The sequence below is a fragment of the Neobacillus sp. FW104-15D2 genome (assembly GCF_058790155.1).
In genome coordinates this window covers 13,779-36,086 of sequence record NZ_JBYTCJ010000018.1, presented here as the reverse complement: position 1 = coordinate 36,086, position 22,308 = coordinate 13,779, and the positions used below count along the sequence as shown (strand labels likewise).

23 protein-coding genes are annotated in these 22,308 nt (G+C 37.7%); 12 read left to right on the top strand and 11 right to left on the bottom strand.

The window, feature by feature from the left end; translation table 11 throughout:
* The first annotated feature begins 117 nt into the window (after positions 1-117).
* Positions 118-894 (top strand): hypothetical protein, encoded by a 777-nt coding sequence (locus tag AC3WR0_RS14955; RefSeq protein ID WP_492553058.1) that lies wholly within the window; start codon positions 118-120, stop codon positions 892-894.
* 91 nt (positions 895-985) lie between these two features.
* Complete coding sequence (locus AC3WR0_RS14950) at positions 986-1,180, top strand: alpha/beta-type small acid-soluble spore protein (RefSeq protein ID WP_027323982.1); 195 nt, start codon at positions 986-988, stop codon at positions 1,178-1,180.
* Positions 1,181-1,281: 101 nt separating this feature from the next.
* Here the strand turns inward: AC3WR0_RS14950 and AC3WR0_RS14945 are convergent, their stop codons facing one another.
* A complete protein-coding gene (locus tag AC3WR0_RS14945) occupies positions 1,282-2,247 on the bottom strand; it encodes a 2-hydroxyacid dehydrogenase (protein WP_492553057.1) in 966 nt (321 codons plus the stop codon).
* 179 nt (positions 2,248-2,426) lie between these two features.
* Here AC3WR0_RS14945 and AC3WR0_RS14940 point away from each other — a divergent pair, with 179 nt between their 5' ends.
* Positions 2,427-3,179, top strand: a complete 753-nt coding sequence (locus AC3WR0_RS14940; RefSeq protein ID WP_492553056.1) for an acyl-[acyl-carrier-protein] thioesterase — start codon at positions 2,427-2,429, stop codon at positions 3,177-3,179.
* A gap of 217 nt (positions 3,180-3,396) precedes the next feature.
* Here AC3WR0_RS14940 and AC3WR0_RS14935 read toward each other — a convergent pair whose 3' ends face one another.
* Both AC3WR0_RS14935 and AC3WR0_RS14930 read right to left on the bottom strand, forming a co-directional pair.
* Positions 3,397-3,669 (bottom strand): hypothetical protein, encoded by a 273-nt coding sequence (locus AC3WR0_RS14935; RefSeq protein ID WP_492553055.1) that lies wholly within the window; start codon positions 3,667-3,669, stop codon positions 3,397-3,399.
* Positions 3,670-3,844: 175 nt separating this feature from the next.
* Positions 3,845-7,687, bottom strand: coding sequence for a glycoside hydrolase family 2 TIM barrel-domain containing protein (locus AC3WR0_RS14930; protein ID WP_492553054.1), 3,843 nt, complete (start codon positions 7,685-7,687; stop codon positions 3,845-3,847).
* A gap of 765 nt (positions 7,688-8,452) precedes the next feature.
* Between AC3WR0_RS14930 and AC3WR0_RS14925 the strand changes: the two genes are divergently transcribed.
* Both AC3WR0_RS14925 and AC3WR0_RS14920 read left to right on the top strand, forming a co-directional pair.
* Complete coding sequence (locus AC3WR0_RS14925; protein WP_492553053.1) at positions 8,453-8,605, top strand: carboxymuconolactone decarboxylase family protein; 153 nt, start codon at positions 8,453-8,455, stop codon at positions 8,603-8,605.
* A 51-nt stretch (positions 8,606-8,656) separates the two neighbouring features.
* On the top strand, positions 8,657-8,950 hold the full coding sequence (locus tag AC3WR0_RS14920) for a carboxymuconolactone decarboxylase family protein (RefSeq protein WP_492553052.1): 294 nt from the start codon (positions 8,657-8,659) through the stop codon (positions 8,948-8,950).
* Between the two features lie 110 nt (positions 8,951-9,060).
* Here the strand turns inward: AC3WR0_RS14920 and fabF are convergent, their stop codons facing one another.
* From fabF to AC3WR0_RS14900, 4 genes are all read right to left on the bottom strand, one after another.
* A complete protein-coding gene (fabF, locus tag AC3WR0_RS14915; RefSeq protein ID WP_492553051.1) occupies positions 9,061-10,302 on the bottom strand; it encodes a beta-ketoacyl-ACP synthase II in 1,242 nt (413 codons plus the stop codon).
* 302 nt (positions 10,303-10,604) lie between these two features.
* Positions 10,605-10,784, bottom strand: a complete 180-nt coding sequence (locus tag AC3WR0_RS14910) for a sulfurtransferase TusA family protein (RefSeq protein WP_051270937.1) — start codon at positions 10,782-10,784, stop codon at positions 10,605-10,607.
* Between the two features lie 69 nt (positions 10,785-10,853).
* Positions 10,854-12,077: a selenium metabolism membrane protein YedE/FdhT gene (yedE, locus tag AC3WR0_RS14905; RefSeq protein WP_492553050.1), complete on the bottom strand. Its 1,224-nt coding sequence runs from the start codon at positions 12,075-12,077 to the stop codon at positions 10,854-10,856.
* 49 nt (positions 12,078-12,126) lie between these two features.
* Entirely contained in the window at positions 12,127-13,197 is a 1,071-nt protein-coding gene (locus AC3WR0_RS14900; protein WP_492553049.1) for a permease, read from the bottom strand.
* A gap of 572 nt (positions 13,198-13,769) precedes the next feature.
* Between AC3WR0_RS14900 and AC3WR0_RS14895 the strand changes: the two genes are divergently transcribed.
* Complete coding sequence (locus tag AC3WR0_RS14895) at positions 13,770-14,666, top strand: selenium metabolism-associated LysR family transcriptional regulator (protein ID WP_492553048.1); 897 nt, start codon at positions 13,770-13,772, stop codon at positions 14,664-14,666.
* A 58-nt stretch (positions 14,667-14,724) separates the two neighbouring features.
* Here the strand turns inward: AC3WR0_RS14895 and AC3WR0_RS14890 are convergent, their stop codons facing one another.
* The gene (locus AC3WR0_RS14890; RefSeq protein ID WP_492553047.1) at positions 14,725-15,237 is read right to left on the bottom strand and encodes a histidine phosphatase family protein; all 513 of its coding nucleotides are present in this window, start codon (positions 15,235-15,237) and stop codon (positions 14,725-14,727) included.
* A 255-nt stretch (positions 15,238-15,492) separates the two neighbouring features.
* Between AC3WR0_RS14890 and AC3WR0_RS14885 the strand changes: the two genes are divergently transcribed.
* Positions 15,493-16,314, top strand: coding sequence for an STAS domain-containing protein (locus AC3WR0_RS14885; protein WP_492553046.1), 822 nt, complete (start codon positions 15,493-15,495; stop codon positions 16,312-16,314).
* Positions 16,315-16,420: 106 nt separating this feature from the next.
* Here the strand turns inward: AC3WR0_RS14885 and AC3WR0_RS14880 are convergent, their stop codons facing one another.
* Together AC3WR0_RS14880 and AC3WR0_RS14875 are read right to left on the bottom strand one after the other, a co-directional pair.
* The gene (locus AC3WR0_RS14880) at positions 16,421-16,609 is read right to left on the bottom strand and encodes a hypothetical protein (protein WP_027322320.1); all 189 of its coding nucleotides are present in this window, start codon (positions 16,607-16,609) and stop codon (positions 16,421-16,423) included.
* A gap of 223 nt (positions 16,610-16,832) precedes the next feature.
* A complete protein-coding gene (locus tag AC3WR0_RS14875; protein WP_492553045.1) occupies positions 16,833-17,390 on the bottom strand; it encodes a DUF3995 domain-containing protein in 558 nt (185 codons plus the stop codon).
* 269 nt (positions 17,391-17,659) lie between these two features.
* Here AC3WR0_RS14875 and acpP point away from each other — a divergent pair, with 269 nt between their 5' ends.
* Positions 17,660-17,887, top strand: coding sequence for an acyl carrier protein (gene acpP / locus AC3WR0_RS14870; RefSeq protein WP_027322322.1), 228 nt, complete (start codon positions 17,660-17,662; stop codon positions 17,885-17,887).
* Between the two features lie 104 nt (positions 17,888-17,991).
* Here the strand turns inward: acpP and AC3WR0_RS14865 are convergent, their stop codons facing one another.
* Entirely contained in the window at positions 17,992-19,494 is a 1,503-nt protein-coding gene (locus AC3WR0_RS14865) for an aminotransferase class V-fold PLP-dependent enzyme (protein WP_492553044.1), read from the bottom strand.
* Positions 19,495-19,849: 355 nt separating this feature from the next.
* On the opposite strand from AC3WR0_RS14865, the gene AC3WR0_RS14860 reads away from it, so the two are divergent.
* The 4 genes from AC3WR0_RS14860 (at position 19,850) to AC3WR0_RS14845 (ending at position 22,173) form a co-directional block, all read left to right on the top strand.
* Entirely contained in the window at positions 19,850-20,599 is a 750-nt protein-coding gene (locus tag AC3WR0_RS14860) for a L,D-transpeptidase family protein (RefSeq protein ID WP_492553043.1), read from the top strand.
* A gap of 798 nt (positions 20,600-21,397) precedes the next feature.
* Positions 21,398-21,568 (top strand): hypothetical protein, encoded by a 171-nt coding sequence (locus tag AC3WR0_RS14855; protein WP_196814332.1) that lies wholly within the window; start codon positions 21,398-21,400, stop codon positions 21,566-21,568.
* 111 nt (positions 21,569-21,679) lie between these two features.
* Positions 21,680-21,892 carry a hypothetical protein gene (locus tag AC3WR0_RS14850; RefSeq protein ID WP_027322325.1) on the top strand — a complete coding sequence of 71 codons (213 nt, stop codon included), beginning with the start codon at positions 21,680-21,682 and terminating at the stop codon, positions 21,890-21,892.
* Positions 21,893-22,041: 149 nt separating this feature from the next.
* Positions 22,042-22,173: a hypothetical protein gene (locus tag AC3WR0_RS14845; RefSeq protein ID WP_492553042.1), complete on the top strand. Its 132-nt coding sequence runs from the start codon at positions 22,042-22,044 to the stop codon at positions 22,171-22,173.
* Positions 22,174-22,308: the final 135 nt, after the last annotated feature.

The following is a 22,308-nucleotide window of genomic DNA, read 5'->3' as shown; positions in this document are numbered from 1 at the left end:
GACCGATTAAGATGCTCTTTTTCCTATGTTCAATAAACTGTCACAATTCTCAGCAAACACCCCTGCCCTTTTGAACCTTTTTTTCTTATATAGAAGGTGAAAGGGTGGTGCAATTAAATGAATTTAAAATCGGGTAATATTGCAGGGTTTGAGGAATATTCACAGTTCTCATCACTTAAGGAATTTAACACTCATTATGAAAAGTGGCTGTCAATACATAAGGGTGATTTTTCAAAAGGTGAATTGGTAGGGTTAAAACGTCTTGTCCGTTTCGCCGCTAAGGTTCCTGGAGTCTGTAATGCAAAGATTGGTACTATTTTAAAAGCAATTAATGAGGACTATCATGATAATGGTATCTCACGATCTACATTTAAGCGAATGATACAAAAAGCTAAAGATTTAGGCCTCCTTACTGTTCATGAAACAGAAAGAAAAAATGGATCCCAATCAAGCAATTTATATATTTTTAATCGTTTTCCATCAAATGAACCACCCAAAGAGGAAAAAATGAACCACCATAATGAAACCATTAATCTTTTAAAAACTAATAATCAAAAGATAATAAAACGTCAGGAAGAAAAGCCCCAAGAATTAGATCACACTTTTGTCAGTGATAGAGTTCCCCAGCCTTTTATTCAAGTGGCAAAGTACTTTTTTCCAGAAGCGAAAACCATCGAAGAATATTGGCATATGGTCCTGGTTGCAGCATATCGGAATAATTACGAGAAGGAAAAGGATTGTGTTCTTGATATTGCCATTCGATCTTTCCAGCAGCTCATTCGAAAAATAAAAACAGCCAAGGGAGTAAAACAGCCAATTGCTTACTTCTACGGCATATTGGATAACAAATTTGAAGAGCTTTTTGTTCAGGAGTTATTTGAATTGGCAAATTGAGGAGTACTTTGGGGAATTAGTATTTTCAAATAGGATACATTAAAAAATGAGCAATATAAATTGCTCAAAACCTTGCAGGGAGTGATGTATCATGGCTAGAAACAAACTTTTGGTTCCTGGATCCGAGAATGCTCTGGATCAGATGAAAGAAGAAATCGCCAGCGAGTTTGGAGTTCAACTTGGTGCTGATACGACCGCACGGGCAAACGGTTCAGTCGGAGGAGAAATGACAAAGCGTCTTGTCGCCTACGGTGAACAGGCTTTAAGAAATCAGCAGGGCCGATAACCCTTAGATTTCAAAAAGAGCTGCCCCGTGAAATGCGGGGCACTCTTTTCCTGATGTTTAAGCCAAAGTTTGTTATAAATTTTATTTCAATGAAGTTTCCGCTATTTTGTTTTTATTAACGTTGGAGGGGTGTCTCCCTTCAAACCTGCTACAAGGTTGACCGCTCCCAGCATCGCCATTTTATATCGCGTTTCATACGTAGCTGAGCCAATATGCGGAAGTGTAACTACATTGTCCATAAATAGAAGATGATTATCCTCTTCAACTGGTTCCTGAGTAAACACATCTAGTCCTGCACCAAGTATTTTCCCCTCATGAAGGGCTTGAATTAATGCTTCCTCATCCACTGTTTTACCTCTTGAAGCATTAATAAAAATGGCCGTTTCCTTCATAATCTCAAACTGTTTCGCTCCAATTAGTTTTTCCGTTTGTGCATTCAGGGGTGTCATCAAACATACAAAATCGGACTGTTTTAACAGATCCTCCAATGAGCAGTATGTGGCCCCATACTTTTTCTCGGCCTCTTCGTTTCTGGAACGGTTATGATATAAGATGTCCATATCAAAACCGAAATGAGCCCTTTTTGCAAGAGCAGATCCGACGCCGCCCATTCCGATAATTCCTAATACCTTGTGATGCACATCGACACCAAACCATTTTTCTTCTAAAGTTTGTTCCCAGTTGCCTGTTTTTACCCATTGATCCAATTCTGGGATCCTTCTGGCTGTGGCTAAAATTAAACCCATAATTGTATCAGCTACTGTATCATTAAGAACATCCGGTGTATTCGTTGCCATGATTCCTCGTTCAGACAAAGCTTCCATATCAAAATTGTCATAGCCAACTGAAGTATTACAAACTATCTTCAACTCTGGTGCCTGATCCAATAATTCTTTATCTACCTTTAAACCCGACCCCAATATACCCTTCGCGTCCTTTAAGCTCTCGAGAAAAAGAGGATAATTATGCTCATCCAGATTTTCAAAGTATGTAATTTCACAGCTTCCCTGGATAAAATCCAGCACTTTTTGATCAACCTTCTTATAAACGATTACCTTTGGTTTCATAATTAATCCCTCTCTATCATTTGTTTGGAATAATTAAAGTATATATCTCAATATACGTCAGAGCTATATATAAGATCAAAGTTTGGATTTTTATCCACTTAAAATTATATGTTAAAATAAAATGGAGCAAATATATTGGATAAATAAACCTTGGAATTTTAAGTAAAGGAGTAATCGTTTTGGAAACAGTATCCTCCGTATTTAAAAAGAACTTCCATATTGATTTAAGGGAGGTTGATTTTACAAAAAAGCTAAAGTTGAGTACTCTTTTCAGCCTATTCCAGGATATTGCAAGTGAAGCTTCTGCAGATATTGGGTTTGGGATTGAAACCCTGGATAAAAAATTCGGGGTGGCTTGGATCTTAACCCGTATTCGCGTCGAAATAGGAAGGATTCCTTCCTGGGATGAGGAAATTACAATTGAGACCTGGCCGCTTGAACCAAGTAAGATTGAATTCGACCGGGATTATCTTGTGAAAGATAAAAACGGAGAAATTATTATTAGAGCTGTCTCGAAATGGGTCATCATGGATATTAAAGAGAGAAAACTTCGGCGAACTGACGTTATTGGCATCAAATATCCAGAAAACATTACAGAAAGAGCTATTAATGGTAAATTAGGAAAGCTAAAAGCTTTTGGAGAACTTTTACCTGCCTATGACAAGGTTATTGGTTATAGTGATATCGACTTTAATGGCCACTTAAATAATTCTAAATATGTAGATTATATAATGGATTGTTTTCCCGTTGAAGATCATTTAAACTACTCCATCAAAACCATCGATCTCAATTTTAACAATGAAGCATTACCTGGTGAAACGATAACACTTTGCAAGGACACTTCCTTTACAAATAAAAATATAATCTATATTGAAGGTAAAACCGCAGATAAGGTTGTTTTCAAATCAGAGGTTGCCATTGCAGCAAAATAAGAAGCCGTCTCACTATCGTAAAGGGTGTCGTTTTGAGTTCATTTTCAAAAAACATCAAAACCACAGTTAATGGTTACATAGAAAAGGAACGTCTTTATAAAGGCGTTCCTTTCTTCAACTAAAGCTGAAGATTTTAAAATTCCCCTCCCAAACCTGAATTCCTAGAGAAAGTCCTTCTCTCCTTTTGAAATTAAATCACTTCTAGATGGAACTTAATTTAACATATTGATACTTGGCCCTTCACGATTTCTCCATTTTTATCGTTAATATAATCTGTTCCACTCTCACAATTTTCCTTATTCGCCCACTTTATTACATACCTATTATCTCTATGACTTATTGAAGTTACTTTCACCTTCCCCATATTACGAGAATGATATTTCACTACAATATTTTTTGCTTGTTCTTCAGAAACTTTAGGCTTTGAAAAATAATATCCACCAGAGGACAAGATTAGTATTAACATAATAATAATAGTGAATTTCTTCATTCCACCACCTCAAATACATAGACGTTCATTTGGAGTCGGAAGTTTCCTCTATTTTCTTATTTCACTCACATGCCAGTAAGTCAGCACGTGATTGCTCTTATTGGAAAACTCAACCTATCATAATAGTAAAAAATCCACCTAAGCCATAAACAAAGGTGGATTAAATCTTAAATTTTTATTTTAAGTGTATTGCATAGTCCCTCTGATTTAAACCATCTTCAGAGGTGACTCTTACGATTGCGGTACCTGGCAGCGTTGGTGATGGAATGATCACAACTCTTCCATTATCCGCAGCAGTTGCACTGATTTCAGACGTTTTGTTACCCGCTTGGACAGTGTATTCGGTATGTTCGCTGTTAAACCCAGTTATAGATTGTCCATTTAATTGAAGAGTTTCCAATGAAGCGGTTTTGTTATAGTTAACTTCATTTCCTAAAACCTCAAGTTCTGAAAGGGTTATGTTTCCATTCGCACTTCCAGGTGCTTTGCTTGTCATATTGTATCTTATCTTTGTTGTTGAAACAGGATCAAAGGTAATAACGGTTGCCTGGTTTGAAACTTCGGCCCATTTTACATGGAGGTTTGAAACCGGAACATAGCTATTTCCATTCCAATAGTTGACCTCCAATTTAGAAGGCAAGGAATTGGTAGAATTTAAAGTAAAGTACAGATTGGTATTATCCAAATTTTGAGGAGTTTGCCATTGTACTTCTACCCAATCCTGGCTTCTTGCACCTGACATTGCAGGAAGGTTTGCGGTTGCTGCTACTGAATATTTATTTGACCATCCTCCATACTCCTTATTTCCATCAATTAGAGCGGCAGGAACCGTAGTAGCGAGGCCACTAAAGCTTGCTGTTGCTTTTGGCTGGAGCTGCCCGGACATTAATGCTAAATTCGCATTAGCATGGTAGTCGGCAGTTACCCGAATATTCGCCAGTGCCTTTTTCGTTGTTCCAGGGATTTCTCCTGTTACTGAAATTTGGCCTTCCTTTTGATATTCGTCAGGTTTTATTTTTTCCCATATCACTGAAAACCTTTGATTCACTCCGTCTGTATAGACTACATTAGCTGTAAGAGGGAGTGTTGGAGCTGTTCCTGTTGGAACTGCCGTCGAATAGGTTTCAATATTGGATACATCATAAACTGTAACAGCTGCCTCGGCTTTTTCACCTACTCCTGTTACATGGCCTTTTGCAAAATAAACTCCTGGCTGATTACCGGCATCTTTAGAAAGACCCGTCCACTTAACTGGGTACTCCTTGATTGACCCATCTGCATATACTCCTTTCACCTTGCTTGGCAGCTCAGGATTTTTTCCTGCTTTAATACGAATATTAACAGGCTCAAAACCAGCCAAATCATGATTTCCCTTTACTTTATTTGAGAACACCGTAGTGGCTGAAGGCAGCAGCCCATCTGAAGAGGCCGTAATGGTAATAGCTTCCTCATTATTGGAAGACTGAATGATCGCTAATGCTTTGCCATTAAATGCTTCTCTGTGAGAGGCTTTATAGCTTTCAGCACTTTCTTCGCGTCCATTATCCACACCCACCAATTTTCCGCCATTTACCTTGAAATCAATTAAATTATTAGCGCTGGGAACAACAACCCCATTTTCATCAACAACTTCAACAGTCACAAAGGATAAGCTTTTTCCATCGGCATTAATAACTTTTTTATCAGGAGTCAGTTTTAAAGTATATGGTGCTCCTGCCGTAGCAATTTCATCTTTCGCTACTTCTTTTCCATCTTTAATGGCAACAGCCGTTAATTTACCTTGTTCAAACGGTACTTTCCAGGTTAAATGCAGCTTACCTGCACTGCCATTTGGACTTGTATAGCTTCCAGGGAATTTACCATCTTTCACCGTTTTATCATCACCAACAGCTTCAGTTGTTTCTAAATAAGACCGTCCATCGACTGTTTGTTTCGTATCGAATTTTCTTATTCCAAGTGATTTTCCGTTTAAGAACAACTCGACTGTATCGACATTCGAGTAAGCCCACACATCTACTTCTTCTCCTGGTTTATAATCGGTCCAGTTCATTGGTACTAAGTGGACCATTGGTTCTTTTGCCCATTGGCTCTGATAAAGATAATAGGCGTCTTTTTCAAAACCAGCAGTGTCGACTGCACCAAAGAAAGAACTTTTAACCGGGAAGTTATCCCAATATGGAGTCGGTTCACCTAAGTAATCAAACCCCGACCATAAGAACTGCCCTGCAAAAAACTTTCTGTCCCGGTCCTTCTTTAATCCGTATTCCCCGCTGAATGTCCAGGAGGATAGGTTGTTGTCATAAGACGAGGTTCCCATTTGTCCTGGCGTATAATCAACAGCTGTATTTAATGAGCCTGGCTCCTTATAAATTCCTCTTGTAGAAGTTTCTGAGGATGATTCCGATTCAAAAAGAATTAAATTCGGATATTTTTTATGCAACTGGTCTACCGATGAGGCGTTATTGTAGTTTAATCCTAAAGCATCTACTTTCTGGGCAATTTGTTCTTGTACAGAACCGTCTCTTGGTATACTCCTGTATTTATCTGAGCCAATGGTTACTGGCCGTGTTGTATCAATGGAGCGTATATCCTCAATCAATTTTTGGGCAATCGGAACTCCTATTGTTTTTGTGGAGTCCGGAATTTCATTACCAATCGACCATAAAATAATCGATGGCCAGTTCTTTGCACTGTTTACCATTTCTTTTATATCACTGTCACTATACTCGTTAAAAAATCGGGCATAGTCATTGGGTCTTTTAGGTGTAACCCAGGCATCGAATGCTTCGACCATCATCACCAACCCTAATTCATCACAAGCTCTGAGCACATCCTGGGAAGGTGGGTTATGAGAGGTTCTGACCGCATTAACTCCCATGCTTTTCATTATTTTCATCTGTCTGAGCACTGCGTCATAATTTGTTGCTGCGCCAAGCGCCCCTAAATCATGGTGCATGTTCACACCCTGAATTTTTAGGTGTTTACCGTTTAAAAAGAAACCTTCATTAGGATCAAGCTTGAAATACCGGATACCAAATGGGGTAGTATAACTGTCCACTGCTTTTCCATCAATCATTATGTCTGTTTCTAATGTATAAAGATAAGGTTTTTCAGTTGACCAGAGAGTAGGATGATCTACCTTGATGTTATCCTCAAAGCTATTATCTTTACTGTCCAAAGTGGCTGATGATTTATTTTCGGCTACAACATTTCCCTTCGCATCTTTAACTTTGGAAACCAGTACAGCCTCCTGGTTATTGCCACTTTCGTTTGATATGTCGGTCTTAACTTTTACTGTTGCATAGTCCTCTTTAATAGTAGATTCCAAATCCGGGGTAGTAACAAATGTACCCCATCTCTTTACATGGATGTTATCTGTAACAGTTAAGTGTACATCCCTGTAAATACCACTGCCTGAGTACCATCTGCTGGTTGGCAATTGATTTTGTACTTTAACGGCAATTACGTTAGGTGTTTCCCCATCGGTATGTACCCATTCAGTTATATCGTAGCTGAATCCTGTATACCCATATGGGTGCTTGCCCAATAAATGACCATTAATATAGACGGACGAATCCATGTAAACACCATCGAAGTCGATGTTAATTTTTTTATCCTTCATAGATGGCTGTAAAGTAAAAGTTTTACGATACCAGCCCAGACCACCTTCGAGGAAACCTGTCCCCGCTTCAGCAGGCGCCTTTGCAGTCGGATTTTGTTCAATACTCCAATCATGAGGGAGGGATAATGTTCTCCAGGCTGAATCATCAAACGCAGGGTCTTCTGCATTTTCATACTTGCCATCAGGGTCTGTGATATCTTTGGAATTCACTAATACAAACTTCCAGTTTTGATCAAAGTCCAAACTTCTTTGCCCATCGTATTTAACCATTACAGGTGGTGCTTCATTATCATTTGCTGAAACTGTTTGTTGAGGAATCATGCTAGTAACTAATGTCCCAGTCAGCACACATGCAAGAACGCCGAAACGTAAATTTTTAAAGACTTTTCCTTTCATTCTTATCTTCCTTTCCATCCATTTTAGTTTTTTGGAAAAAATCAGCTTTCGTATAGCCCTTTAGGAGGAAGCCCTGGTTTTTCTTATGCGTGCAGAATTTTTTGCATATAAATTCTGATTGGCTTAAAAAGCTAGATTGTAAAACCTAGATTAATCAGAACTACTCTTTCATAATCCCTCAGGAATTTAAAGTTCGCTTGGTCCTTACACTCCTTTATATAATAATTTGTACTCTCTCATATTTCGTTCCCCTAATTAAATGTAACCGTATTCATAATTATACAATTCTAGGAAAATTAATAGGGTTGTATTAACAAGGACTTTTTTGTTATTAACTGGATTATATTGTTATATTTCTGTTAAATTTCGAAAATTACAAAAACATTACTAGCCACCAATATTAAAAATAGGATAATTTACTCTTTCACTTTTATAGACAACCAATATACAAAAAAACCTATCATATTTTGCTAAAGGGCTTCATTTTCTAAAAAGTTGAACCGAAGTAGTGATAGTCGTTTTGACAGTTTTCTCTATTTGAATCCGAATCATCTTTATGCTTCTGGAATTAAAATGAATTCTTAATTTATTAAAAACGGTTCACTTCTTGTAAACCAATGTTCAATATTCTTCTGATGTGTATATTTTTCTGAATATTATGATAAAAAAACCAAGCAGGTATCTTTTTAAGGAGGAAGGCAGATGGCGAGAATTCCTTACGTGGAGTATGAGCAGGCAACTGAAGAGACAAAGCAATGACAGGTTGTGAATATTTATAAGCTTCTTGGCAATCATCCAAAGGCATTACAGGGTTTAATGGGGTTAAGCTTGGCAACTTACCGCTCAGGGGAATTAGATCCCCAATTGGCGGAACTTGTTTACCTGCAGACCTCTGCGCTTAACCAGTGTCACTACTGAATACCGACCCATATTATGCTCGGTCGGAGCGTAGGTTTATCAAAGGAAAAAGTGGAGCAGTTGCAACAATGGAGGGAAAGTTCGGTTTATAGCGAAAAAGAACGGCTGATTTTGGAATACACCGAGGCTTTAGTCAAGGACATCCGTATTTCCGATGATTTGTACAAGCGTGTCGCCGAAATATTTTCTCCAAAACAAATCATTGATATTTGTTTTACCTCCGGGATTTCTGGAATCATCAACCGCATTCATGGCACTTTCCAAACCGAGGTAGATGAACTCACTTTAAACCACAAGTTCGTAAAGGAAAGGCAAAATGCTTTTAAAGAGGATTCTCACCTATAGAAGTGGCCTGCAATTCCTATAAAAGAAAAAGGAAGCATCCTATTTGATAGAGGATACTTCCTTTTATAGTTCCTTGCAGAAATAGGCTGTTACGCCCCGTCTAGCATGGTTTATTTACTAAACCTCTTAAATATTAAGGTGGCATTATGCCCGCCAAAGCCTAATGAATTGGATAGAGCGATTTCTATATCCTTTTTCTTAGCCACGTTGGGAACATAATCTAAATCAAGTTGTTCATCAGGTGTTTCATAATTAATAGTTGGAGGCAGAATTCCTTCCTTAATGGCTAATAGAGAAAAGATCGCCTCAAGGGCACCCGTTGCGCCCAGCAAATGGCCTGTCATCGATTTTGTTGAACTTACGGAAAGACCATAGGCATGTTCTTTAAAAACTTCCTTGATGGCTAACGTTTCATACAAATCATTATAATAAGTGGAAGTTCCGTGTGCATTGATATAGTCCACTTGTTCTGGTGAAATATCAGCATCGTCTAATGCCAGTTTCATGGATCGCTGTGCACCTTCTCCCTCAGGTGCTGGGGTTGTAATATGATGGGCATCACCGGTCGCACCATATCCAATCAGCTCTCCATATATATGAGCACCTCGGGCAAGAGCATGATCTAAATCTTCTAAAACCAATATCCCAGCGCCTTCCCCTATAACAAAGCCATCGCGATTTTTATCAAAAGGGCGGCTTGCTGATTTGGGATCCGGATTTTTCGAAAGAGCGGTCATATTAGAAAATCCTGCTACGGTCATTTCAGTAATCGTTGCCTCTGTTCCGCCGGCAATCATCATGTCCACGACCCCATTTTGGATGGCTCTGAAGGCATCACCTATGGAATTAGCGCCAGATGCACAAGCTGTAACTGAACAGTTATTGATTCCTTTTGCTCCAATTTCAATGGAGACTTGTCCTGCGGCCATGTCTGGGATAAACATCGGGATTGTAAAAGGATTAACTCTTCTTTGACCTTTCTCTAAAAATTTCCGATGCTGTTCCTCGAACTCACCCAAACCGCCAATTCCTGATCCAACCCAAACACCAACCCGTTCTGGTTGAATATCCTCACCAATCTGAATGCCCGCATCCTTAACAGCCATTTTACTTGCAGCAACAGCGAACTGACTGTACCGGCCCATTCTTCTTGCTTCTTTTCTATCCATAAATTCTTCTGGTGCAAAGTTTTTTACTTCAGCAGCAATTTTAACATCAACTTTTTCAACATCGAATATTGTTGCCGGAGCAATCCCCGACACACCATTTTTTATATTAGTCCAGGTTGTAAAAGCATCGTTCCCCAAAGGAGTAACTGCTCCAATACCTGTTACCACTATTCGTCTATTCATTTGTTGCCCCCCTTTTTCATTATTCCATTATAATTCATAACTAGTGTTAAAAAGAAGGGATTGTATTTTTAAAAATTTTGGAAGAAAAAAACCTTTAATAGATTCTGCTGACAGACTTGGAGAAAACTGGTATTTTGTAAGCCTAACACCCACTGCAATTTCTTTCAAAACTTCCCTGCAGTCTGCAACTAGAACATCTTCTCCCTGCTCCATTCTTCCAGACGGAAAAATCCCATTTAAAAAGTGAAAATTTTTATTCCTGAAAAAAAACAAGACTAGGAAAATCTTTCCCAGCCTTGTCTTTATTTTATAACTCGAATATAGAAATAAATGTCTTGTCCGAATTTTTCCGGTTTAGTGATAAGCTCATAGCCATGTTTGATGGCCTCCTCCGGCACACTTCGAAATGATTGCGGACAATCTGCAATCACCTGTAACACTTCCCCGATTTTCATGGTTTTTAGCGCGTCCAGCGCATAAATGACAGGGTATGGTCAAGGCTCACCACGAATATCTAATGTATAATTCACATCAGTCTCTTGTAACAATCGTTATGCCTCCTTTGGTGCAAGTGGCTCTGTCTTTTCCTGTTTAATGCCATTACCATAACGGAACTGCTTTTCCCACCAAGTGGAGAATAAGAACCAGACCGCTAACATGGCAAGAGTCCCAAGAAGAGCTCCGGTTGGACCCCACTCCTCGATTAAGTTCACCTTATTCCAGTTTTTCGTAAGAGCATTAAAGATGCCGAGATGATCCCAACCATATGCTAAAAGGGTTGCACCTACGATATTTCCTGCACCTACAATCCAAAATAGTATTTGTCCTTCCATGGCACGATACATCATTCCTGTTTCACAGCCCCCGGCAAGCACAATACCAAATCCGAATAACAGACCACCAATCACAGTACTGGGAGCCGCCATCTTAATGAGCTGGACAGAGCCGTTTTGAATATAGATAAAAGTAATAACGACACTGATCATCATTCCCACTGCAATTGCTTTTGACATTACCGCACGTCCACTTACCCACAAATCTCGGAAGGCAGAGGTAAAGCATATTTGTCCCCGCTCAATCAAAATCCCAAATAGAGCTCCTGCGATTGCACCAACGCCCAAAAGATTTTTCCCCACTGTGAAGAAGTAAATAATAATTCCAGCGTAAATGCATCCCAAAAGCAAACCTAAAATCGGCTGTATGTTGGCGCTTTTTTCATTTACTTTTTTAACTGGCTTAACGGAACCCTTCCGTAAGTTAGGCTTTCCAAGCCACCATTTTGTGTTTACTACCTTCACACCCAGGTATGTTCCAATAGCCGTCATCAGCATAAAAATCCATGCATGGAAGGAAAACTGCGGAACACCTGTAAAAAAAGCAGCTAAGTTACACCCAAGGGCTAATCTCGCACCAAATCCGGCAATGATCCCGCCGATAAAGCCTTGAATAAGCCGGCGCTTTTGTTTTGGTACACGAATTTTAAAGCTATTGCTTAATAAAATCATCATTAATGCTCCAGCCAGCATCCCAATTACAATCCAGCCATCTGTGCGATCAATTGGTGTTCCCTGAATTCCCACCAGTTTAAAGTAAGCCCATTGTGACACATCTACTCCAAACCATTGTAAGATATGACCTCCTAATCTAGTAAACTCCCCTGTTACTGCCCATACTGTTCCGGTTATGCCAAAATACAAAGCACTAATCAGACCAGCTAGACTGATGGCAATATAGGGATTCCAATACTCCTTAAAGATTTTTTGATACAGATTCATATTTAACCTGACAACTCCTCTTATAAAGAAATATTTAGCGATTCTTTTATTACAGAATAAACATTCCGGCAATTCCGCTTAAGATCCCTAAAAGGACTACCGATCCCGCAACGAAGAATAATACTTTCTTTGGAAATGATTTTGCAACAAGAATAAGTGAAGGCAGACTAATTGATGGCAGTGTAATTAACAATGCTGCAGCAGGTCCCCCTCCAAGGCCAAACGACATAAATGTTTGGATAATGGGAATTTCAGCTGCTGTAGGAATAACAAACAGCATGCCTGCAATTGCAAAACCAATCACCGCTATTAAACTATTTGAAGCTGCTTCACCAATATGAGGGAATAACCATACACGTACTGCTCCCATCAGAAGGACCGATAGGATATATGCCGGTATGATATAGAGAACCATACTGCCTGCTGCCTTCATCCACCTGGTAAGGAAGGATCCTTCTGGGACTACGTCCGTTTCCTCCATGATTTTTTCAATATCGACAGGCTTTACCTCTGGTGCAAAACGGTTTGCTAAATAACTTACTCCAAATGTAAGAATAACTCCAAATATAAGACGAAGTAATGTAAACTTCCATGATAAAACAAAAGTCATAAAAATTAATGTTGCTGGATTAATGGTTGGATTTCCTATCCAAAAAGCTAAAGTGGCGCCTATTGAGGCATTCTTTTTACGTAAACCTACCGCAATGGGAGCCGCACAGCAAGTACACATCATTCCGGGTATTGAGGCAAGTCCGGCAATAGCTGTACTTCCAAAAGAAGTTTTTCCTAGCACTCTTATCAGCCAATTGGCTGGTAACAAAACCTGAAGCAATGATCCAAGCAATATACCTAAAATGGCTGCTTTCCATACTGCGGTAAAATAAACAAGAGCATAAGCCCAGGCACTGCTCCATGATGCAGATGGCAAATCAGCTTTATCCCCTAAAATGGAAGTTCCGATTGAATGGGTCGTAGCTGCAAGAATGGATTTGTCGTAATAAGGAGACCATTTCACATACCATAACCCGGCAATAGCAACGATTAAAAAGCTAACTACAAAAACAGCAGCCTTTTTAGAACTTTGCTGTAGAGTAGAAGTTGTAGCATTTAGTTGAGACATTCTTTTATAACCCCCATAAAAATTCTTTATATCATGTATAAAATTTTATCATAAATAACACCCAATCTATATAATTTTTATTTTTTAAAATAAACAAAATTTTTGGCATAATTTCGATAAGCCTGTTTTATTAACTTTATTTTTAGCGAGTAATTTGTCCGAATTGATCACTGATTCAGACTCAAAGACACTCGTATTTACCAGTGCTGTCCGAATGGATCCCTGATTCAGACTCAAAGGCTTTCGTATTTACTAATACTGTCCGAATAGATCCCTCATTCAGACTCAAAAGCACTCATATTTACCAGTGTTGTCCGAATAGATCCCTGATTCAGCCTCAAAGGCGCTCGTATTTACCAGTGCTGTCCGAATATCCCTCATTCAGATTGTTAAAAAGGATTTTTCTTAACTTCATCTGCTCCATAACTTTAATGAGAAAAGATATTTTGAAGGAGTGAGGTATTTTGTTATTATCAAAAGCATGGGGATTAAAAATGTAAAGTTATGATATGGCATCCATTCATTTGTTAATAATGACTTATAAGAATAAATACCAGGGAGATTTAGAAATTATGAATTTTAAAAAACTAGAGGCGTTTATTACAGTTTTGGAAAAGAAAAGCTTCTCGGAGGCTGCGATCGCATTAAAAAGCTCACAGCCTGCCATTAGTTTGAAGGTAAAGAGTCTGGAAGAAGAGCTGGGGATTGAACTTTTTGATCGAGGACATTCTGGCATTCAACCTACTTTACAAGGGAACCTGGTATATCATGCAGCAAAAGATATTATACAGAGATGGGTTCAGCTAAACGATGATTTGAAAGGATTTCACGATACTTTAACAGGGACCTTGGCTATCGGTGCAAGCACCATTCCAGGCACATACCTCCTACCCAGCTGGATTAAGAACTTTCGCAATCTTTATCCAAAGGTAAAAATTACAATAGAAATTAGCGACTCAACAAAAATTTTAAATAAGCTGCTTGACCATCAAATTGATATTGGAATAGTTGGCTTGCAGCAGTTATCAGGCAAAATGACATTTAATCCGATTGCTACTGATTCCCTGGTATGCATAACTCCAAACGAATTTTCATTCTCTAAAGGAGATGAATTGGATTTTAGCAAACTAAAAAAATACGACCTTGTTTTAAGAGAAGAAGGATCCGGAACAAGGTTAGTAATGGAGGAGTACTTTGCTTCTAATGGCTTTTCAATGGAGGATTTCAATACATCCTTTTCAATTGGAAGTACAGAAGGAGTTATTGCTGCGGTTGAAGCTGGTATAGGGATAAGTTTTGTTTCAAAACTGGCCGCGGCCCCAGCTGTGAAAGCAAACAGGGTGCAAATGATAGAAGGATTTAAACCTTTCCAAAGAAGGATTTATCTTTCTATACTTAACGAAACAGCAAACCGTCCAATTATAAAAGAATTTGTAAACTTTTTAGTAAAGAATGATTCAATAAATTAGAAAACTTCCTATTTTTAAGCAAAAAAGGGCATTTATTTTTAAGGATAAACGCCCCTCATTAGTCTAAGTGAGATGTACTATTAGCAAACTTTATAATTTGTAGTCCTTTGTAATAATCCAAAAAATGAATACCTGTATTATTCGTGTGGAACCATTTATTATTTTCAGTGGGTAACTGGAGAAAGCTTTCAATAATTTTAGTTATCATCCCACCGTGAGTGATAACTGCAATTCTAGTATATTCATCACTGTTTTCCTTAATAAATGAAAGAACGGTTTCCCCCCGCAGCCTAAAGTCTAGATTACTTTCTGCTTCCTGTTGCTCTTTTAAGTGATCTATATATTTAACAGAACAACCGATAGTATTAGATAAGATCTCGGCAGTTTCACTAGCTCTTTTTAAGGTACTGCTCCATATAAAATCGGGTGGAAACTCTTTTAAAATTCGTTGTGACATTTTCTCAACTTGTATAAGCCCATTGAGGGTTAAGGACAAATCAGTAGAACCACTGTAATTCTCCTCTAAGAAATCATCTTCTGATTCCCCGTGACGAATCAATAATATTTGCATTTCTCTTCCCCTCCTAACTATATGGCAAGATGCTTCCTCATTTAATTTCTATAAAGGAAAAGGGTTTTCCTAGAAGATAATCCACCAAGAGTTTTTATTTAAATCAATATGAGTCATAATAACTAGGGTTCTTCTTATATATACCTAGTTAGTGGATGAAAAAAATTTAAATTCGATTAAGTTTTAATATCTACTTACTGGGTATATATTATGGTTATCATATAAATATGATGTAACAATTTAGGGGGCAAGAAAATGGAAACAAAGCTCATATTAAGGGAAGAAATAAAAACTTACATAAACGAAAACAGTGAAATATTCGAGAATATGCTTCTATCTGAAGCAATAAACGTTTCAGGAAAAATTAAAGACATTTTAAATAAGGGAAACATTGATTTATTAAAAAATGCCAGGAGATTGATTTTTTATGTAGTTGAACAAAAAGATGCAGAATTAGTCTCTTTTGCTAATCAGGAGGGAATTGCCTGGGCGACTCACTCTTTAACACTTGCATTAAAGTTAGAATGGGTACAAGCCATCCGAAGAACTTTGTGGCAGATTATAGGTTCAATCGATGAAACAAAGGGTATAACAAGAGAACGCTCAGAATATTATGAACTCGAAAAACTAATAAATGACAGGGTGGACCAATTCCTTAACAGTTTTTTCCTTAGTTACTCAAATTCCAAAGATGAAATGCTTCTTAAACAAAGAGAAATGGTGGAGCATTTGTCGGTTCCAATTATTCCTGTAAGTGGATCTGTTTCCGTCCTGCCTTTGATTGGCACAATTGACTCATACAGGATTAAAATAATTGAGGAAAAAGTTTTAAACGATGTAGCAGAATCCAGAATTCAGACCCTAGTTATGGACCTTTCGGGAATAGCAATGATGGAAATGGATGTCATTGATTATTTGGAAAAAATATTGGCTGGTGTCTCTATGATGGGCTGCAAAGTCACTCTTACTGGACTCAGACCTGACCTAGTAAGAAAAATGGTTCATGCGGGAATCCGTTTTGAAAAAAATGCTGAAACTAAAGGCACATTGCAAGAAACATTAAAGAAGTATCTTTAAGGGCAGAAAATTGACCGTTTATTGCGGTCTTTTTTATTTGCTTTTTTGTTTCTGAGCAGACAACACCCGTTATCATCAAAAACTTCTTAGAAGGGGCATTGGTTCGTTAAAAGACTTCTTTGATGAAAGTAAAATACTTAAGAATTTCGCTTTCATTAATCGATATCCTATTCGTTAAATCTTCCGTTCTCAATACAAACTCTTTAACCCCTATGAATTCTGATTCACTAATCAAGTAAAACTGTGTTCCTTTTTTATATCCATTAAACTGCCTTTTAAGTCTATATAACTTCATTCAATAACCTCTAATTATAGTTAAATTAATTATTTGTTTGTGCTATTCTTTAAACAAGCCAGACAAGCCTCTATTCTCAAATCTTGTTGGCCATTAGCACACTATTTGGGTACATTCATTATCATTTTTCTATCACAACCCTCTCTTGAGAGTGGCTGTAATAGACCTTGTTGTCAAGCGCTTCGAAAAGTCATTTCCTATATTAACTACCAATGTTCACTTTTCATCCCACTATTTGAATGGCAGCATAAAAGCTGAAACAAAACCAAGCGGAAAGTGGTGTAAATAAATAAGTATCGTAATGGGAGAAACGTGAATTCCGTACTTTTTTGAACAAACCGAAGTACTTGAAATCCCCAACCGCTCTAAACCCGAAAGCAGTGATACATGCCCAGCATCCCCCATTGACCAATAAGTTCGGCTGAGCCGCCATGAATAGTCCCCCTTGTAAGATAAGGAGCAAAGCAGCGAGAAATAAAAGAAACGCGACAGCCAGCGTTGCCATTTTGCTAGGAATAAAAACTGGTTGTTGCTCCATTTTTGTACCTTTAGGCAAAACAATGTTACCGCCCCATGTTCCCCCGAAAGCCCAGTAGACATGTAGGCATCCTATCCCTATTAATAGCACAACAGATACTTCAATCATCAATAAAACCATCAAAAAACCCCTTTCGAACGAATAATTTCCTAACCAATGCGTCACATAGGAACCCAAACAGTCAGGTGGTTTGAACATTCGTTCTCCGTTAGCTGACCAATTCTCATTTTCATCATGTTTCATTAAAGTTATATTCTCTAGGGATCAAGGCTATTCCATGTTCAACTTACATGCCCTGCTAGTCCCCCAAAAAAAATGTGACTTATTGGCCGTAGGATAGAGACGTTTATTTAAAGAGCACCATAAACCAAGTGTTTTAGTATCAAAAGCGAGAGTGCATCCTAACTTCCATTTAGTCTGCTACTTACCTTATATTTGTAATATTTTTATGTTTTATGTTCATAATTAGATTGTTATAATGATGGTTATGAACTACTTAGGAGGATACCCCGATGACCACATTTGAAAAGTTAAAGCCCCTTATTGCAGACCAACTAGGTGTAAAAATGGAGAATATTAAATTGGACGCGTCATTCAAAGAAGACTTCGAAGCAGATTCGCTTGATATGGTGAACCTGACGATGGAAATTGAAGATGAATTTGCGATCGAAATTAGTGACAAAGTTGCCTTGACCCTTCAAACGGTCGGTGATGTCGTAAACTATATTGAAAAACGTTAACAATAAGTGAAGCGGATAGCCCTATGCAGGCGGACTCTTGAACTTGAGTAAACGTATGGCAGAAGGCATCCGCTAAATCTATATATAGAGCAGCAAATATAAAATCATTTTAATCGAAAAAATGGCGACATATCTTCACGAAGGTGGTGGATATAAAAATAATCATTACTTGCTGGATCATAAACGTAGTCCTTTTTCCACTCATCAATGTTTTCTATTATTTCCCCTAACGCGCGAATAAAAATGAGTATATCTTCATCTGTCATAATGGGGTGTACTGAAAATCGCACCCAACCTGGTTTAGTGGAGATATCTCCATCATTAATTTTTTCAGTAATTTGTTTGGAAGTCGTTTTATCAATATTCAACAGATAATGACCATACGTTCCAGCACATGAACACCCCCCTCTTACCTGAATACCATATCTATCGTTTAGAAGACGAACGATTAAATTATAATGAATGGTTTCAATATAAAAAGAGACTATGCCGATTCTATCTTTAATTTCCCCAGCTAATATTTGGACATTTGGTAAATTTTCTAAATGGGAAAATAAAAGGTTAAGTTGTTCTTTTTCTCTGTTTAAAATATTATTAATCCCCATTTTACTTTTCAAATTCAAACAAAGAGCTATCCGAATGGACTGTAGAATCCCCGGAGTTCCCCCATCTTCCCGCATTTCTATGTCATCGAAATATTTGTGTTCCCCCCAAGGATTAGTCCATAACACGGTTCCACCGCCAGGGTGATCTGGTACTTTATTTGCGTAAATCCTCGAATCAAAAACTAAAACCCCACTTGTCCCTGGCCCTCCTAAAAACTTATGTGGTGAGAAAAATATCGCATCGAGTTTCTCTTGAGGATCTTCCGGATGCATATTGATCTGGACATATGGTGCTGATGCCGCAAAATCAACAAAACAAAGTCCTCCATGTTGATGCATAAGCTTGGCAAGCTTGTGATAAGGGGTTTGTATTCCTGTAACATTCGAACATGCTGTAAAGGAACCTATTTTCAGTGGATGATCCTTATAAACATAAAGCAGTTGTTCTAAATGATTTAGGTCCACCCTTCCTTCCCTATCCGGATTTACCATAACGACTTTTCCAAGTGTTTCGAGCCAGGATGTTTGGTTTGAATGATGTTCCATATGGGTGATGAAAATGACCGGTCTTTCCCGTTCTGGAGGTTTGAGGTGGTTTCTCCACATCTCAGGAACTCTTAACCCTAAAATTCGTTGTAGTTTATTCACCACCGATGTCATCCCAAAACCGTCAAGGATTACGACATCATGATTATCTGCATTAACATGTTCCCTAATAATCTTTTTTGACTGCTTATATAGCCCAGTCATCATTAAACTCGTTATATTCGACTCTGTATGGGTATTCGCCATAAAAGCTCCAAATTCCCCGGATATCTTTTGTTCGATTGGCTGATATAAACGTCCGCTTGCTGTCCAGTCAGCATAAATGATTTTCTTTTTTCCAAAGGGAGAATCAAATTCTTGGTTTATCCCAATGACATGTGAGCGGAATGGCTGAAAATATTCTTCAAGGGTTACTGGGAAGCGAAACCTATTACTTCCAATGTTAACGGTAATCATTTGTTCCAACACCTCACACTTTTATCCAGTATTCAGTATATGCAAGGCTCTTTTACACCGTTTATTTTTCTACTCATTTAAAACATGTAAAATTTTCCTCCATTTATATTTGCGCGATTGCTCACCATTCCAAATAACGACAAAAATATGAGTCTTTTGTCATAAATACAAGAAATAATTAATTACCATATAAATGTAAAATATGTAACTATTATGAAATAGATACGTTTATTAGAGTGTAAAAACAAAAGGTTTTAAATAAAGCATGTCCGCAGCTTGTTTTTGAAACAAAAACCTTTCAGCATACTGCGCTTGCAAAAGATAAAACAGTTTTTGAAATCAAGGGGGATGGGAAATGAAAAGGATCATTATAAGTTTTATGCTTCTTGTATCCATGGTGTTCTTTGCGGCACCAGCACTGGCTGCAGGCGGTGAATTTATTATTATCAATAAGTCGAACAACCAACTGGCTTATTATCAAAATAATAAACTGGTAAACACATTTAAGGTGGGGACTGGACGGCAACCTTCTTATACGCCGGAGGGAAAGTTCAAAGTAGTCAACAAAATTAAGAATCGCCCTTATTACAGCGGGAAAATTCCCGGGGGCGACCCAAGGAATCCTCTTGGCAACAGATGGATTGGGCTAAATGCGAGAGGGACTTGGGGAACTACCTATGCTATCCACGGCAACAATAATCCCCAATCAATCGGCGGATATGTGAGTGGCGGCTGTATCCGGATGTACGATAATGAAGTGGAATGGCTTTTTAATCAGGTAAAAGTGAATACGCCTGTTATCATCACAACGTCTAAAAGCTCCTTTAATTCCATCGCTTCCGCTAACGGATATAAAGTTACGGGAGGGACATCCGTTCCTGTGGCAACAGTCCCTTCCAGCACTGTCCTGAAAAAGGGCATGAAGGGTGCTGAAGTAAGGAAACTGCAGCAGATCCTTACAAGCAAGGGCTATAGCACAATGGGGATTGATGGAGCATTCGGCCCGGCTACAGACGCAGCCGTCAAGAAATTCCAAAAAGCGAATAAACTTAACGCCGACGGAGTAGTCGGACCCGCCACAAAAAAGGCTCTAGGAATGAAATAAAAGCTTAAAGGCTCCATTTGAAGGGCAATCATCCGAAGATGGTTGCCTTTTTGAATATTGGTTCCATCCTACTAAGTCTTAAAGTAAGAAAGAAAATCTACAGGTACATCGCTTGTTTGTTCAAAAAATGGATTATCATTTAATTGGAGCCACTTAGTAGCCAGAACCAGCACATGGATTAAGTACTTAAATTTCCACTTTTTAAAAAATTAGGATTTCCCGTAATTATGTGTTACAGTTGGTGTACCATTTGATTTACTGTTTTCATATTCCCTACTCATTCGTGTGTAGGGATACTTGTTTTTTTACCATAAAAAAGAGTCTGCTAATGATTATCATTTTTATAAAAGTTATCATCTTGTGCCCCACGGCTAACTTGCTCAATGTTAAAAGTTTTACTTTGGCAAGCTTTCCTTTTTCTAATGAGCCAAGAAATCATTATCAACCTGAATAAGTACTGCGAAGTCTGTACTTGGAAAACCCTTCGCGAAGTACATAAATTTCTCCCTTCCTTCATCTTATCTTTCTACACAAAGGGCATATTCTCCTATGCGAGCTATTCTAGAAAATATCTTATAGTATTCATTTTAATTTTTAATACCATTCGCTTTTGGTGGCTTCAACTTCCGACTGCAACTGTTATCTGAATAAGAAAAGCAATTTTCAATCTTGAGTGTATGTGACTAATACTATTTTGTAAAGCTGGATAAAATGGAAAGCTTCTGTCAAACTAAAGTTATAATTTATCCATAAAAAAGGTCGAAAACAAAATTCCACAATACTAGAGAGGACGATAGAATGAGGAATAATCTGTTTACTATTGGTGATGAAGTAAATATTAGAACGTCCGGTGAATCGGTAACAATTTTTAAATATCAGTATGTAAAAAATATGAAAAGGTACTCTTACACTGTAAACGAATACCCAAATACCTTTTTCTTTGAAGAAGAATTAATGAAAGAAAAATAACCTTTAAACAAAAGCGCTTATGATTAAGATGCGTTTAGACTTGAAAATAATTTTTATTCAAAGGAAAAAACCTACCTTATGTCGAAAATAATAAATAAAGGGGATGACCCAATGAATAAAGCAGTATTATTAAAAAAACTTCACAATTCTAGTCGAGGTAATTTATTTTCAACAGAGATTCCAAAGGATACCAAAGAAGATGAAAAAAAGATTGTAGAATTGGCTGGAGAGTTAGAAAGAGAAGGAAAAATCAAAATAAGAGAATGTGTACAGCGAGATTACTCTGTTTTCTTACATGGGATAATAAAGTATGCGTCCGAATAATCGGATGCTTTTTTATTGGGTGAAAAACAAACAATGCGAATAGTTGAAGACCACTAACGAATTTCAATATTTCTACAATACCTTGTATTCGTTCGACAAATTGCGACATTTCTGTTACAATAACATCAGTATCAGAAAAGAGGGACATCATGAAAAAAAGGATTAGCAGAACATTGGATAAAATGATTGAAGAAAATAAACGTGAGATTTTATTAAATCAAATTTCACTGAACAATATAGAGAAAAAGGTAGACATAAAAATTATTGCTAATGGTAAATAACATAGATATACAAAGGCTGCTAAATGAAGGCAGTCTATTTTGATTAAAAAGTACTTTTATCACTTCTTCTTCTCTAAAACCTTCTTTAATAAAACTAACATTTAGTTGAACTAAAAGATGAGCTCACCACAGTAA

Coding starts and splice junctions, on each gene's coding strand:
- AC3WR0_RS14955 (WP_492553058.1), top strand. CDS start 118: ATGAATTTAAAATCGGGTAATATTGCAGGGTTTGAGGAATATTCACAG.
- AC3WR0_RS14950 (WP_027323982.1), top strand. CDS start 986: ATGGCTAGAAACAAACTTTTGGTTCCTGGATCCGAGAATGCTCTGGAT.
- AC3WR0_RS14945 (WP_492553057.1), bottom strand. CDS start 2,247: ATGAAACCAAAGGTAATCGTTTATAAGAAGGTTGATCAAAAAGTGCTG.
- AC3WR0_RS14935 (WP_492553055.1), bottom strand. CDS start 3,669: ATGAAGAAATTCACTATTATTATTATGTTAATACTAATCTTGTCCTCT.
- AC3WR0_RS14930 (WP_492553054.1), bottom strand. CDS start 7,687: ATGAAAGGAAAAGTCTTTAAAAATTTACGTTTCGGCGTTCTTGCATGT.
- fabF (WP_492553051.1), bottom strand. CDS start 10,302: ATGAATAGACGAATAGTGGTAACAGGTATTGGAGCAGTTACTCCTTTG.
- yedE (WP_492553050.1), bottom strand. CDS start 12,077: ATGAATCTGTATCAAAAAATCTTTAAGGAGTATTGGAATCCCTATATT.
- AC3WR0_RS14900 (WP_492553049.1), bottom strand. CDS start 13,197: ATGTCTCAACTAAATGCTACAACTTCTACTCTACAGCAAAGTTCTAAA.
- AC3WR0_RS14895 (WP_492553048.1), top strand. CDS start 13,770: ATGAATTTTAAAAAACTAGAGGCGTTTATTACAGTTTTGGAAAAGAAA.
- AC3WR0_RS14890 (WP_492553047.1), bottom strand. CDS start 15,237: ATGCAAATATTATTGATTCGTCACGGGGAATCAGAAGATGATTTCTTA.
- AC3WR0_RS14885 (WP_492553046.1), top strand. CDS start 15,493: ATGGAAACAAAGCTCATATTAAGGGAAGAAATAAAAACTTACATAAAC.
- AC3WR0_RS14880 (WP_027322320.1), bottom strand. CDS start 16,609: ATGAAGTTATATAGACTTAAAAGGCAGTTTAATGGATATAAAAAAGGA.
- AC3WR0_RS14875 (WP_492553045.1), bottom strand. CDS start 17,390: ATGAAACATGATGAAAATGAGAATTGGTCAGCTAACGGAGAACGAATG.
- acpP (WP_027322322.1), top strand. CDS start 17,660: ATGACCACATTTGAAAAGTTAAAGCCCCTTATTGCAGACCAACTAGGT.
- AC3WR0_RS14865 (WP_492553044.1), bottom strand. CDS start 19,494: ATGATTACCGTTAACATTGGAAGTAATAGGTTTCGCTTCCCAGTAACC.
- AC3WR0_RS14860 (WP_492553043.1), top strand. CDS start 19,850: ATGAAAAGGATCATTATAAGTTTTATGCTTCTTGTATCCATGGTGTTC.
- AC3WR0_RS14855 (WP_196814332.1), top strand. CDS start 21,398: ATGAGGAATAATCTGTTTACTATTGGTGATGAAGTAAATATTAGAACG.
- AC3WR0_RS14850 (WP_027322325.1), top strand. CDS start 21,680: ATGAATAAAGCAGTATTATTAAAAAAACTTCACAATTCTAGTCGAGGT.
- AC3WR0_RS14845 (WP_492553042.1), top strand. CDS start 22,042: ATGAAAAAAAGGATTAGCAGAACATTGGATAAAATGATTGAAGAAAAT.